Below are 13,873 nucleotides of genomic sequence, written 5' to 3' on the forward strand. Positions count from 1 at the left end.
AATATATTTTATGATTGTTCTATTGAATCACCAAAAGGACGTAGAAGCCTTTGTTATGATCGTGACGGATTACTTTTACGTAAAAATCATTTACCCCTTAACTTTGTATTGGATATGGTCAATATAATGAGTCTTGAGTTATTAAATGAAGAGCAATATCAGAAATTACAGACAGTATTTTCATTTGACTTGAAAACTTCGAGTTGGGTTTATACTCCAAATGAAATTAGGCAAAAGGGCGGTGCTTTATTTTGCGACTATCGTTATGGCAGAGTTTTTATTTATCATAATGGCGCTCAGTCTTATTATTCTTCGCGTGGATTTAGAGCATTGTTAAGAATTTAGCTTTAAATTATTTTGGCTAGATATTTTAAATACGTATATAAAAGCAGATTAAATAATCTGCTTAAAATTAGTCAAAAATCTTTTCAGCAGCTTGGAATGGTAAGCTCACTACATCAATTGCTACTGCAAAAGGTAATAGAACCAATTTTTCAAATGGATTCATTCCTGATTTGGATTGGTAGCTTTCTTCTTGATGAGTGTAAATGCTAACTTGGTAGGGTTTACTTAATGCTTTTAACGAAGCTAAGTTATTAGCTGCAGGATAAACAACACCAGCGAGTTTGATTTCAAAGCAGAAGCGTTGTGCTAACATGCGTTCATCGCTTGAATTTGAGCATTCCTTTGCGCCATTTTCAATAAAAAACTCTAAATCTTTTTTACTAATATCTTCTTTGAGTTTTACATAGGCAAGGGGCAAAGTCCCTGTAAAATTTCCATCATTTTTTTCTGAATAGAAACTCAGTTCTCGTGTGATCTGAATATTTTTTGGATCAAGCTTGCCAATTAAACTGACAAATTGAGGTCCACCTTGCGTGAGTACATAACTTTTCTGTTGTCCAGCGATGACTAGGCTGTGGGTGGGTACGTTAGGTAAAGGTTTTGCGGGCTGTCCAAATGCTACTACTTGGTCTTCTATTAAAGTCACTTTGTTGGTGCGCGTATAGGTTTTATTGCTGTCTTTTTTGATTAGTGTCGAGGTTGCACAGCCTGAAAGTAGAATGGCTGATATTCCGCATGCAAATGTTAGAGAAGACTTTGAAAGTGACATATATTTGTTATTCCTCAAGGATGATTTTAAGCATATCAATTATTGATATAACTATAAATTTATAAATATCATTAAACAATAATGAATAATTGGAGAAAATACGAGTTTTTTTAAGATTAAATATGTAGAGTTTATAATGATATTATTTCAAGACAAGTATAAAGCTTTGTAACATCACATCATAAAAAATGAGCAAAATATTTAAAACTAATATATTCCATCGCTGATTGATTAGACTATAAATTATATTCCCCCGACTGTGATTGATATGAGCGGGTTGAATAAATTTAGAAATAGCGTGGCTTTGAAAGCTTATGTGTTATCTGTAGTTTCGGGTTTGCAGTCATCTGACCTAATATCGAGTATTTTTATCATACTTGCACCTTTAGGCATAGATCGTAGTTCGGCAACCAATACGATTAATAAAAATAGTTCTTTTAAAATTAATATCGATGCCATTACGATGAGGCAATTGTTTGGTAAAATTGCTAACTAGGTGCTACAAACAGTGCTTTACCGAAAAATTAAAAAGCCAATCATCAGATCGGCTTTTTCTATGTTTAGAATTGGAATGAATAAAAATATCTTAACACTATGAGTGTAGTATTTATCCTAGCGTTTTATAGTCGTTTTGAGTTTCACTTTATAGTGATTTCATCTATGCTAGTTTATAGATTGTCACGAAAAAGTTCACATTTAATCATCTTACAGCTAAGCAAAAGCATGCTGAATATTGATTTAAAAATAAGAGAAAATATGGTTAAGCTAAAAAAAATAATTTTGAGTAGTACAATTTTTGTATGTAGTCATGTGTTAGCAAATCAAAATGAATTTTTATTAACTAATATCAATGAGATGACTTCATCAATTCAGAAATTTTGTAAAAATCCTGAACAGTTAACTCAATATCAAGATTTGAATAAATCTCAACAAAATTTATTAAAAGATAAGAATGCAGTTATTTATTATCCATTTGATATTATAGATATTAGCGATTATCCAAGTTTAGATTTGAGTGATCAATGTCAAAGGACACTGGTAAGTAATCAAATCGAAATTGCTAAGAATGAAAAAAAATTAAGGGAAGGTCATTCGAGTGAGGCCTTCATCTACTTAGACTTATTAATTTACACTTCATTAAGGAGTCTATATGACAATCAGGAGTTATCAGCACTCGATATTCAAAAAATGAATACTTATGAGCAAAAATTTCTGACAGAATTTGATCAAGACCCAAATGATAAGGCAAATGCTTCAATCGCTTTATCAACTTTAATGCGCTTTTTTAAATATAATTTAAATTATACGCCTAGAGAAAATCGTAAAATTTTCGATGCCAATATAAGATTTAAAAGAATTTATGATCATATTTATAAAAATGAGAATTATAAAAAATTTAATGAAGATGTAAGGTTTATTATTCCTGTCCGCTTAACACAACTTAGTTATTCTAATGAAGAGTATGAGCTAATAACAGCAATACAGAATGGTAATGTGGATTTGATTAAGAGTACTGCTGCAAAGTTCAGCCGATTTTATAATAACAAGCAATTGGCTAATCAATTTCATAATGATTATGATACTGATGCAGATTTTGATGAGGTAATTCGACCTTGGTGGGTCGGTGATTTACTTACTTTTGCATTTTTTAAAGTGAATGATCTTCAAAATGTGAAAATATGGATTGAAAGATCATCGCTTATTGAAGTAGATGAAACAACTTGTAATGCTACTACCTTGGTTGCAGATTCATCTTTAAACATCTTTCTAAAAAATGATAAGACGTGGTATCAGCCAAAATTTGAAAAGATGATGAAAGGATGTGAGCATATTCAAGCAGATACTCGGATATTATCAAAATTTGATTATCATAGACTAATTAGAAATTATGAAAAGCATTGTGATGATAAATATGGATATAAAACTTCCTTGCTTAAATTAAAGGATTCTAAATTTTTGAGTGATTCAGATTTTTATACAACAATGGCTCTTATGAGTGATCTATCCGATACTATAGAAATGGCAGAAGATTCATCTATTACCAATCGTTGTGTTGTTGCATTGAAAGAGAATAAAGTTGAATTTTTACAATTCTATGTTGATCACATGAAGTCAACTGCTTTTAATTACCAAGATGCAAAAAATGAATTAAAAACTTTAAAATGATAAAAACCCCGCAATAAGCGGGGTTCTTTTTATCTTAGTATTTAATTAAGCATTAAACACGTTCGATGATAGTCGCGATCCCTTGACCAAGACCGATACACATGGTCGCAAGACCGATTTGAGTATCTTGTTGCTCCATTACGTTAAGCAATGTCGTCGTAATACGCGCACCAGAACAACCCAATGGGTGACCCAATGCAATTGCACCACCATTCAAGTTGATCTTGTCTTGCTTATCGTAAATACCTAAGCCTTTCATTACAGACAGACCTTGAGCAGCAAATGCTTCATTTAACTCAATTGTTTGGATATCATCCATGCTCAAACCAGCACGTTTAAGTGCTTTTTGAGTTGCAGGAACAGGACCATAACCCATGATCGCAGCATCACAACCTGCAATCGCCATAGAGCGAATCACAGCACGAGGCTTAAGACCAAGCGCTTGAGCACGTTCAACAGACATCAACAACATTGCAGATGCACCATCAGACAATGCAGAAGAGGTCGCAGCAGTTACAGAACCGCCTTTAGGGTCAAACACAGGACGTAAAGCACGGAATGCTTCAATATTTGCATCTTGACGGATGACTTCATCGATGTCGCAAAGTTGTTTAAAGCCATTTGCATCATGACCTTCAACACCCACAATTTCATTTTTGAAACGACCTTCAAGTGTTGCAGCCCAAGCACGACGGTGAGATTCAACACCAAACGCATCTTGTTCTTCACGAGTAATGCCATTCATACGACCTAACATTTCAGCCGTTAAGCCCATCATGTTAGACGCTTTTGCATAGTGCTTAGATGCTTCAGGGTTCAAGTCGATGCCGTGCATCATCCCTACGTGACCCATGTGCTCTACACCACCGATGATGAAAACATCACCTTGGTTTGTTGCAATTTGAGCCGCAGCAGTGTGGATTGACTGCATAGAAGAACCACAAAGACGGTTCACGGTTTGACCGCCAACAGTCTTAGGAAGATCTGCCAATAACACGATGTTACGAGCAATATTCATCCCTTGTTCTAGAGTCTGGTTTACACAACCCCAGATGACATCTTCAACTTCGTTTACATCAAACTGGTTACGAGCAACTAAAGCACGAACTAACTCAGCAGATAAGCTGTCAGCACGTACATTGCGGAACATACCGTTTTTGGTTTTACCCATTGCAGAACGTACGCCATCAACGATGACAACGTCACGTGGATTCAAATTAGCCATTCACGTTGCTCCTTAACCGTAGAATTTTTTGTTGTTAGCAGCCATATCACGCAACATTTGTGGCGCTTCATAAGCTTTACCTAAGTGTGCATACTTGTCGCAAAGTGCAACATACTCAGCAACACCCGTTTGGTCGATATAACGCGCAGGACCACCACGGAATGGAGGGAAACCAACACCCATGATCATTGCCATGTCTGCTTCAGAAGCAGTTTCGACAATCTTGTCTTCCAAGCAACGAACTGTTTCGTTACAGAATGCAAGCATCATACGGTCAATGATTTCCTGAGCATCAAACTCATGCTTCTCCGTTGTTGCCATTGTTGCAACAAGCTCATAGGCAGTCGTATCAACAACCTTCGCTTTCTTGCCTTTACGGTCTAATTCGTACTTGTAGAAACCAACGTCATTTTTCTGACCAAGACGTTTGTTTTCATACATGATTTCAATCGCGCCTTTGTAATTTGGCTTCATACGATCTGGGAAACCTTCCGCCATGACTTCTGCGCCATGTACACCTGTGTCTATACCAACAACATCAATCAGGTATGCAGGACCCATTGGCCAGCCGAATTTTTCCATCACCTTATCAACTTGCTGGAAGTCAGCACCGTCTTTAAGTAATAGGTCAAATGCACCGAAGTAAGGGAACAATACGCGGTTCACAAGGAAACCTGGGCAATCATTTACAACGATTGGGGTTTTACCCATTTTCTGAGCTAACACAACAGTTGTAGCAATTGCTTCTTCAGACGTTTTCGCACCACGGATCACTTCTACTAAAGGCATCATGTGAACTGGGTTAAAGAAGTGCATACCCACAAAGTTTTCAGGACGCTGTAAGCTTTCAGCTAAACGTGTGATTGAAATTGTAGATGTATTTGATGCAATGATCGTGTTTTCACGAACATTTTTCTCTGTATCTGCAAGAACAGCTGCTTTGATTTTTGGATTTTCCGTCACAGCTTCAATCACAATGTCGACTTCTTTGAATTCGTCATAGCTTAAAGTTGGACGGATGCGAGCAAGGGTTTCACCCATTTTCGCAGGAGTCATTTTTTTGCGTTCAACTTGTTTAGTTAACAAGCCATTCGCTTCTTTCATACCCAAAGCAAGTTGTGGATTACCAATATCTTTCATGATGATTGGTGTACCTTTGCTTGCCGCTTGGTAAGCAATACCACCACCCATGATACCCGCACCTAAAACAGCTGCTTGGTTTACAGGGTGAGCACCTTTCTCATGTTTCTTAGATGCTTTTTTCACAACTTGGTCATTGATGAATAAACCAATCAATGCACCAGCTTGAGGCGTAATTGCTGCTTTAGCAAATGCTTCAGCTTCAACTTTTAATGCAGCATCACGACCTTGGCTTACACCTGCTTGAAGTGAATCAAGAAGAAGTTTCGGAGCAGGATACTGGGCAGGGTTTGCTTTCGCAAGAACCACACCTTTAGATGAGTTAAACGCCATCATTTGTTCAAGCATGTCGAGTTTAACAGGCTCTAATTTTTCTTGACGTTTTGCTTTCCAGTTTAAACGACCAGAGATAGCTTGCTTCACAAGATCAATAGCAGCATCTTGTAATTTGTCTGCAGCAACAACCGCATCTACAGCACCATCTTTAAGTGCGGCATCTGGGCGTTTGTTTGCAGAAGTGGCAATCCATTCAACGGCATTATCGATACCGATCACACGGCTTAGACGAACTGTACCGCCGAAACCTGGGATGATACCAAGTTTAACTTCAGGTAAACCAACCGTAGAAGCTTCAGACATGACACGGTAGTCACACACTAAGCACATTTCAAAACCGCCGCCCAATGCAATACCATTGATTGCCGCAACTTTAGGAATCTCTAAATCTTCAAAAGAATTGAAAATATCGTGAACAGGCATAGCCCATTCCACAATCGCAGCTTCGCCTTGTTTGAAGTTTTCACCAAATTCAGTGATGTCTGCGCCAACGATAAATGTAGATTTTCCAGAGGTAACAATTAAACCTTGGATTGAACTGTCAGCTTTAACAGCTGCAATAGCGGCTTTAAAATCTTCAAGTGTTGCACGGTTAAATTTGTTAACCGACTCACCTTGTAAGTCAAAGCGAAATTCTGCAATTCCGTCCGAAAGCATTTGGACGGTAATGGCATTGCCAGCGTGGATCATGCCCTGATCTCCTTTTTTGGAGGACTTCTAAGTTGATGTTCTGAAGCGTGTGTACTATTCCTGCACACATTTTTCTGCTTCACTAATCTTACGATAACTATATCTAAAAAGAACATAACAAGTTGTATCAAGCCGTGACGCAGGGGTCATTAATTTTTTTGTTTCAGCCTTGTATATCACCGGTGTTTGATCACGAGTTTTCTTACAGATTTGTGATGAAATTTAGATTTATGTCAGGCTATGGTCATATAAGAAAATTTTTTGGTATTTGATAAATACACATAAAACAATTTATGCCTTGAGTTTTTTGAATTATCTTTTTAGCTTACTCCATTACATTATGTATAAATGTCGGGAAAAGACACAATGTTTAAAAATTTAGCATCTGAAATGATGGGTACAAGCGATATTGGAACCATTATTGAACCACAAGACTTTAATAAGACGGATATTGATGATTATATTTTTCATGAAGATAACGAAAAAATCTTCTTTGTGATTAAAAGTAAAACAGACGAATACTGCTTTACCAATGTCGCGTTTATGCACCTTGATGGTAAAAGTGCGATGAGCAAAAAACGCATGTTGTACCGCTATTTATATAAACACAATCCGATTAAAAATGTGTTACTTGAAACAGCAGGTACGGTAGATTTGGATGCTGAAATCAAATTTCAGTTAGGAGAGCAAACATTTTCAATAGATATTCATAAGAATCAAATTGAAAAAATTCGTGATCTTTATAAAGCTTTATTTACGATTGGTGAAACTTGTAAAGAAATTAATCGTCAACGTAATATTTTGCTTCAAAGTACTGATAATGTACAAAAAATGTTTAATTTAAGAGAGTTAAGTGAGCAAGCCATTTTAAATTTACCTGAAATTATTAATCAAACTGCACAACAAGTTGAAGAATATTCAAATCAACGAATCAAACAAATTGAAAATTATGATTTTTCTGAAATTTTTGAACGCTATTTAAAAAATTAATATTATATTTTTTAGCAATAAAACGCTTGAAAAGGCGTTTTTTATTGCTGAAATAAAAACCATGTAAAAGTTAAGGGATTTGGGTAGAATATCTTGATATAGATATGAGTTTGAAACTGATGCAAATATTTCGAAGTAAAATAGATTGGTGGGTTTTGGGCTTTATCATTTCAATGTCAGGTTTGTTACTGCAACTTTTATTTACGATGTATGCCAAAGGCACAATGGTTGAATATCCTGAACATACAATCGTGTATATCCTCACAATAGTATTACTTTGGTCGCCAATTTTTACAACGCGTTATTCTCTAAATAAAGATGTCTTGATGGTTCGTAGCTTATTTTTTAAATGGCATATTCCACTAGCGAGTATTCAAAAAATCAGCGCTACCGATCATTTGAATGTATCACCTGCATTGTCACTTCAGCGGTTACGTATTGAATATTTAAAAGATGGGCAGAAGCAAGTGATTTTTATTTCACCGAAAAAGATCGATGCTTTTCGTCAGGCTTTATCATCTTGAATGAAGAAATGATTATGAACATAGCTTAAAGTGAGTAAGGTCATTTAGATTCTATATAACAATTTGACGACTTTCCCGAATACTTAATTGACTATAGATGGACAAGACTATTGGGAACTTTATCACTCAAGGAGTGAGTGTAAAATTACTAAGACAACAGAATTAAGCTGTGATTTGATGAATGGGGTCGTTTATAAAGCTGTAAATCAGCCATTGAAAAACTTAATACACCATCATTATAGTTTTGGAATATTAAAATATACTTTCTTGGACTTGAAAAAAGGATGATCAAACGACATTATCCTTATATATTCCAAAGTTTAAAAAGCAGACAGTGAACGAAAACGCACGTGAAAATATTGAAAAAATTTTAGCCAATATGACCTCGCTTCCCGGTGTCTATAAGATGCTTGGAAAGGATGGCGAGCTTCTCTATGTGGGGAAAGCTAAAAATCTAAAAAATCGTGTGTCGAGTTACTTTGTTAAAACCATTGAACATCCAAAAACACAGGCTTTAGTGGCTCGGATTTACGATATTGAAAGTTTGGTAGTACGTTCAGAAACTGAAGCCTTACTGCTTGAACAAAATCTGATTAAACTACATCGTCCGCCATATAACATTATGTTGCGTGATGATAAATCTTACGTCTATATCTTTGTTTCAGCAGATAAGCCTTTTCCACGTATTGCTTCAGGTCGTGGTAAGGGAAAACATCAAGTCGGTAAGTTTTTTGGTCCTTATCCTAGTGCGTACAATGCCCGTGATACGCTTTTAGTTCTGCAAAAATTATTTAATGTTCGCCAATGTGAAAATAGCTACTTCTCACAACGGAAACGCCCATGTCTGCAATATCAAATTAAACGCTGTACGGCACCTTGTGTAGGATTAATTACACCTGAAGCCTATAACGAAGATGTGCAAAACTCGATTCGGTTTTTGAAAGGAGACACTAAAGAGCTTAATCAGGAATTGATTCAAAAAATGGAGCAAGCTGCGGAAAACTTGGAGTTTGAAAAAGCAGTATTTTACCGTGATCGGATGGCTTTACTGCGAGATGTACAGTCACAACAAGCCATTTATAAACTTAAAGGTGAAGCCGATATTCTTGCGATCGCGTATCAGGCAGGGGTGACATGCGTACAAATCATGCATGTGCGTAACGGTAAAATGCTCGGTGGTAAAAGTTATTTTCCTGATATGTTAGGTGATGATTTAGGGCAAATGCTATCAGATTTTATTGCCAATTTTTATTTCCAAGTTGCAGATGAAGTGCCAGCTGAATTAATTGTCAATGTCGATGTAATTGATCGAAAAGAACTCGAAGAAGCTCTATATCAACAATTTGAAAAGAAAATTCAGATTAAGCACAATGTTCGGGAAACACGTGCAGAATGGCTCGAACTGGCTGAAATGAATGTGCAACATGCGATTAAAGGAAAATTGGCAAATCATTTAGAACTCAATGAACGCTTTCATCAACTCGAGCAAGTTTGTGGTCGCCCAATTGACAGTATTGAGTGTTTTGATATTTCACATACGATGGGGGAAGCAACAATTGCATCTTGTGTGGTATTCGATGCGGGTGGTGCAAGAAAGCGTGATTATCGTCAGTTTGCGATTGAAGATATTACGGGTGGCGATGATTATGCTGCTATGCGCCAAGCACTGACACGCCGTTATAAAAAAGCCATGTTACCTGATTTATTATTGATCGATGGTGGTAAAGGACAACTACATATGGCAATGCAAGTCATGCAAGATTTAGGTTTAGATGCCTTTATGGTCGGTGTATCGAAGGGGGAAGGACGTAAACCAGGTTTAGAAACATTGCATTTTACCGATGGTACAAAAATTCAATTACCTGAAGACAGTAAAGCTTTACATTTGATTCAACAAGTTCGTGATGAAGCGCATCGTTTTGCCATCACCAAACATCGCGCAAAACGTGATAAGCGCCGTGGTGGATCAGTGTTAGAAGCAATTCCAGGCTTGGGACCGAAACGCCGCCGTGATTTGTTAACGCATTTTGGTGGGATTCAGGGGGTTCTTAAAGCTTCAGAAAATGATTTAAAACTTGTACCTGGTTTGGGAGATGTAATGGCACGAACTATATATAAAGTTTTGCATGAGTAGAGTGATTTATCATTAGTAGCAGTTGCCAAAGTTAACATTGACGCATGGGTCACGGATCATTTTCAATGTCTGAAAAATATGAAACAGTAATGAAAGAATAAAACTTAGGATAACTCATGTCATTGGAAGCACTATTTCAACAGATTGAACAGCAAGAACATATTGATATTCCAAAAGGTTGGCTACAAGGTCGAACCATTTTTGGTGGGTTGGTTGCAGGTATGTTGGTCTATAAAGCCTTCACGACGATCAATGATGTAACCCAAAAATTGCTCAGTTGTAGTGTTACTTTTGTCGGCCCTGTCGATGATGCCCAAGTAAAATTAACGGCTGAAATTTTACGACAAGGAAAATCGGTCACTACCATTGAAGTGCGTCTTTGGCAAAATGAAACAGTGCAAAGTATTCTAATTGCAAGTTTTGGTCGTCAGCGAGAGTCTTACATTCAAGTTTCGCAAGAACCACAAACTCCTCATTTTCCTGAAATTAATCAGCTCAATATTGTTCCAAAATATTTACCTTTTCCTGAGTGTGTGAAAAACTTTCAATTGGCTTGGACAGAAGGAAGTTATCCAATGTCGGGTAGTAAAGACCCTGATTTTTCAGGCATGTGCCGATTTGACCCTGAGTTACATCCTAATCGTGAGATGCATATTGCAGATGTCGTAACGCTGATGGATGTGTGGCCACCGGGTGTTTTACCGATGTTTAAAAAGCCTGCACCTGCAAGTTCACTCACATGGCAACTGACGTTTATTCATCCACTTGAAAATCAGTTAAATGATTGGTTTAAATACAATGTATTTACTGAATATGCCCGAGATGGTTACTCGACTGAATATGCACATCTATGGGATGAACAAAATCGATTAATTGCCATATCTCGGCAGACAGTGACAGTTTTTGCTTAGTTCACTGCTGACTTGTCGACAGTTTTGGCTGAATCGTTTAAAGTAGCGGACATAATAGAGTGTGAATCTCTGCGTATTTTGTCTATTTTAAGGACAGATGAGGGGAAAAATGGCGGTGTCTATGACCACAGGTCGAATCCTGAATATTCCAAATATTTTGACGCTTGCTCGTATTGCGTTAATTCCTGTATTTTTATTAATCGCATATTGGCCACCTGCGGTGGGGGTAAATGGTCATGATGGCGGTATGACTCGCCATCTTGTACTGACAGGTATTTTTGTGGTTGCAGCTGTAACGGATTGGTTTGATGGCTATCTTGCTCGAACACTTAATCAAACTTCAGCATTTGGGCGTTTTCTTGACCCTGTTGCCGATAAATTAATGGTGGCAGCAGCCTTAATTGTCTTGGTTCAATGGAAGCCTAGTATTGCAATGGCATTTGCTGCGATTGTAATTATTTCACGTGAAATAACCGTGTCTGCTTTACGCGAGTGGATGGCTGAGTTGGGCGCACGTACTAATGTTGCGGTGTCGACAGTCGGTAAATATAAAACAGCATTTCAAATGATTGCCATCACGGTATTTTTACTTAATTGGCAACCGCTTGAAACATTGGCGTATGGCTTGCTATATACCTCAGTTATTTTGACTTTATGGTCGATGTTTATTTACTTAAAAGCGGCTTGGCCATATCTAAAGCAGCCTTAATAGGCTGTTTGAATACCTCATTCGCTTAATAAAAAAGCTCCGTTCATCGGAGCTTTTTTATAGGGAAATAAATTTTTTGAAGACTAACTATGTGTTTCTTCTTCGCCATCATCATCAAAAGTTTTGGCAATTTTTTCGATATTTAAACTCTTCGCCATCGCATCAAAAATTTCTTTATACGTTCCATCTTGGTGATATAAATCATGATGTTCGCCGTGTTCTACAATCTGTCCTTCTTTCATCACATAGGTGTAATCGGCATCAATGATTTGCGACAGGCTATGTGAAATCATAATCACAGTGCGTCCTTGTTTAATCTCATCCAAACTATTTTTAATTTGTTCAGCGGCAATTGCATCTAAGCTTGCGGTCGGTTCATCTAAGAAAATAATCGGAGGATTTTTCAGGAACATACGGGCAAGCGCAATACGTTGTTGCTGTCCACCTGAAAGTAACAGTGCATCAGCCTCATAAGCATGTGGGAGCTTTAAAATTTGTTCATGAATAGAGGCTTTTTTAGCAGCTTCCATGACTTCTTCAGGCGTTGCAGTACTTTTGCCATAACGAATATTTTCAAAAATTGAACCAGGAAAAATATGATTTTTTTGTAAAACCAAGCCAATATTTTCACGTAAATAGTGAGTGTCAACCTGTTCTAAATCAATGCCATCAATTTTAATTTGACCATTCTGAGGTGCATAAAACTTATCAAGCAGGCTAATCAGTGTCGATTTCCCCGCACCCGATAAACCGACCAAAGCGGTAATTTTATTGGGTCGAATGGTCATGTTAATACGATGCAATGCTTGATAGCCATTGGGATAGCTAAAGTCGACATTGCTTAATTCAAATTGCCCGTGAATCTGTGGCTTTTGCGTACCACTTTTTTCGATTTGATCATCGGATTCCAAAATTTTAAAAAAACTTTCTGAATAAATCATCGCAGAATTAATTTCATCATAAATACGATGCAGTGAGCGAATAGGTGCAGAAACATTATTGAATAATAAAACATGGTACATGATCATTCCGATACTCATTTGTCCATTCAGTACAAAATAAGCGGTTAAAATGATAATGAACACAACTCCTACTTGCTCAATAAAGGTTTTTAAACCATCAAAAATATAATTGGTTTGACGGGTTTGCATCTGATTATCAGTCAGTGATTTTTGTAAGTTAAGTTGTTTGGCTGATTCAACTGATTCTTTATTAAAAGATTTAATCACAGTAATTGAGTTAATAATACTGATAATGCCCTGACTTTTTTTCTCAAAATCATCACGTAAAGCCCGTCTTTTACCCGATACTTTTTGTGATTGTTTAAAGGTAAGCCAAAAATAAATTGGTACAATAATTGTGGCAACAAGTCCAACCCAAAGGTTGGCGTAATACATCAGTCCAAGTGCAATAATAGCACTGGTAAATAGTGGTAAAATATCAATAAAAAAGATCTGTACAAGGCGTGTGAGTGAGCTAACCCCACGGTCTATACGGGTTTGTAATTTTCCTGCTTGATTATTCTCTTGATCAAAAAAAGCCAATTTATAGGTGATAAATTTTTCAATAATACCTTGCGATAAATCTTGAGAAATTAAAATCCGTAGTTTTTCACCAAAAGATTTTTGTCCAAATTGCACAATAGCATTGATAATTTCCTTACCTAAAAGTACGGCAGTAATGGTGATCAGAATATGCCAACCATCAGCTAAACCTTTGCCATCTAAGAGTAATGCATTAATGCTATCAACTGCATATTTAAGCGTGAGCGCATTGACCTGTGCCGTAAGAGAACCAATGAGTGTCAAGATTAAAGTAATGATGACCAACCAGCGATACGGTCGGACAAATGGGCGGAGTTTTTGAAAAAGTTGCCATAAGTTCATAGAAAGTTGTTTTTATTGTGGTACTTGTTCTGAGTCTATGCCTGAATG

Annotated in this window: 12 protein-coding genes; 8 read left to right on the plus strand and 4 right to left on the minus strand. The window is 36.9% G+C overall.

Annotated features, from left to right (window positions below):
• A partial coding sequence (locus FW754_RS11585; RefSeq protein ID WP_446324727.1) for a DUF4256 domain-containing protein occupies positions 1 to 345 on the plus strand: 345 nt, incomplete at its 5' end.
• A gap of 67 nt (positions 346 to 412) precedes the next feature.
• On the opposite strand, the gene FW754_RS11590 is transcribed toward FW754_RS11585, so the two are convergent.
• On the minus strand, positions 413 to 1,114 hold the full coding sequence (locus FW754_RS11590) for a hypothetical protein (protein WP_409512716.1): 702 nt from the start codon (positions 1,112 to 1,114) through the stop codon (positions 413 to 415).
• A gap of 268 nt (positions 1,115 to 1,382) precedes the next feature.
• Between FW754_RS11590 and FW754_RS11595 the strand changes: the two genes are divergently transcribed.
• Together FW754_RS11595 and FW754_RS11600 are read left to right on the plus strand one after the other, a co-directional pair.
• Positions 1,383 to 1,610 (plus strand): hypothetical protein, encoded by a 228-nt coding sequence (locus FW754_RS11595; protein ID WP_446324728.1) that lies wholly within the window; start codon positions 1,383 to 1,385, stop codon positions 1,608 to 1,610.
• Between the two features lie 227 nt (positions 1,611 to 1,837).
• The gene (locus FW754_RS11600; protein WP_446324729.1) at positions 1,838 to 3,280 is read left to right on the plus strand and encodes a hypothetical protein; all 1,443 of its coding nucleotides are present in this window, start codon (positions 1,838 to 1,840) and stop codon (positions 3,278 to 3,280) included.
• A 52-nt stretch (positions 3,281 to 3,332) separates the two neighbouring features.
• Here the strand turns inward: FW754_RS11600 and fadA are convergent, their stop codons facing one another.
• Positions 3,333 to 4,505, minus strand: coding sequence for an acetyl-CoA C-acyltransferase FadA (gene fadA, locus FW754_RS11605; protein ID WP_446324730.1), 1,173 nt, complete (start codon positions 4,503 to 4,505; stop codon positions 3,333 to 3,335).
• Between the two features lie 12 nt (positions 4,506 to 4,517).
• Positions 4,518 to 6,671: a fatty acid oxidation complex subunit alpha FadB gene (gene fadB / locus FW754_RS11610; RefSeq protein ID WP_409512713.1), complete on the minus strand. Its 2,154-nt coding sequence runs from the start codon at positions 6,669 to 6,671 to the stop codon at positions 4,518 to 4,520.
• 366 nt (positions 6,672 to 7,037) lie between these two features.
• On the opposite strand from fadB, the gene FW754_RS11615 reads away from it, so the two are divergent.
• The 5 genes from FW754_RS11615 (at position 7,038) to pgsA (ending at position 11,939) form a co-directional block, all read left to right on the plus strand.
• A complete protein-coding gene (locus FW754_RS11615; protein ID WP_446324731.1) occupies positions 7,038 to 7,661 on the plus strand; it encodes a PH domain-containing protein in 624 nt (207 codons plus the stop codon).
• A 119-nt stretch (positions 7,662 to 7,780) separates the two neighbouring features.
• Complete coding sequence (locus tag FW754_RS11620) at positions 7,781 to 8,185, plus strand: PH domain-containing protein (RefSeq protein WP_446324795.1); 405 nt, start codon at positions 7,781 to 7,783, stop codon at positions 8,183 to 8,185.
• Positions 8,186 to 8,519: 334 nt separating this feature from the next.
• Entirely contained in the window at positions 8,520 to 10,319 is a 1,800-nt protein-coding gene (gene uvrC, locus FW754_RS11625; RefSeq protein WP_409512711.1) for an excinuclease ABC subunit UvrC, read from the plus strand.
• A 116-nt stretch (positions 10,320 to 10,435) separates the two neighbouring features.
• The gene (locus FW754_RS11630; protein WP_409512710.1) at positions 10,436 to 11,230 is read left to right on the plus strand and encodes a thioesterase family protein; all 795 of its coding nucleotides are present in this window, start codon (positions 10,436 to 10,438) and stop codon (positions 11,228 to 11,230) included.
• A 121-nt stretch (positions 11,231 to 11,351) separates the two neighbouring features.
• Positions 11,352 to 11,939, plus strand: a complete 588-nt coding sequence (pgsA, locus tag FW754_RS11635) for a CDP-diacylglycerol--glycerol-3-phosphate 3-phosphatidyltransferase (RefSeq protein WP_409512717.1) — start codon at positions 11,352 to 11,354, stop codon at positions 11,937 to 11,939.
• 83 nt (positions 11,940 to 12,022) lie between these two features.
• On the opposite strand, the gene FW754_RS11640 is transcribed toward pgsA, so the two are convergent.
• Positions 12,023 to 13,825, minus strand: a complete 1,803-nt coding sequence (locus FW754_RS11640) for an ABC transporter ATP-binding protein (protein ID WP_419349519.1) — start codon at positions 13,823 to 13,825, stop codon at positions 12,023 to 12,025.
• Positions 13,826 to 13,873 lie beyond the last annotated feature (48 nt).

Source organism: Acinetobacter sp. 1207_04 (assembly GCF_052850415.1).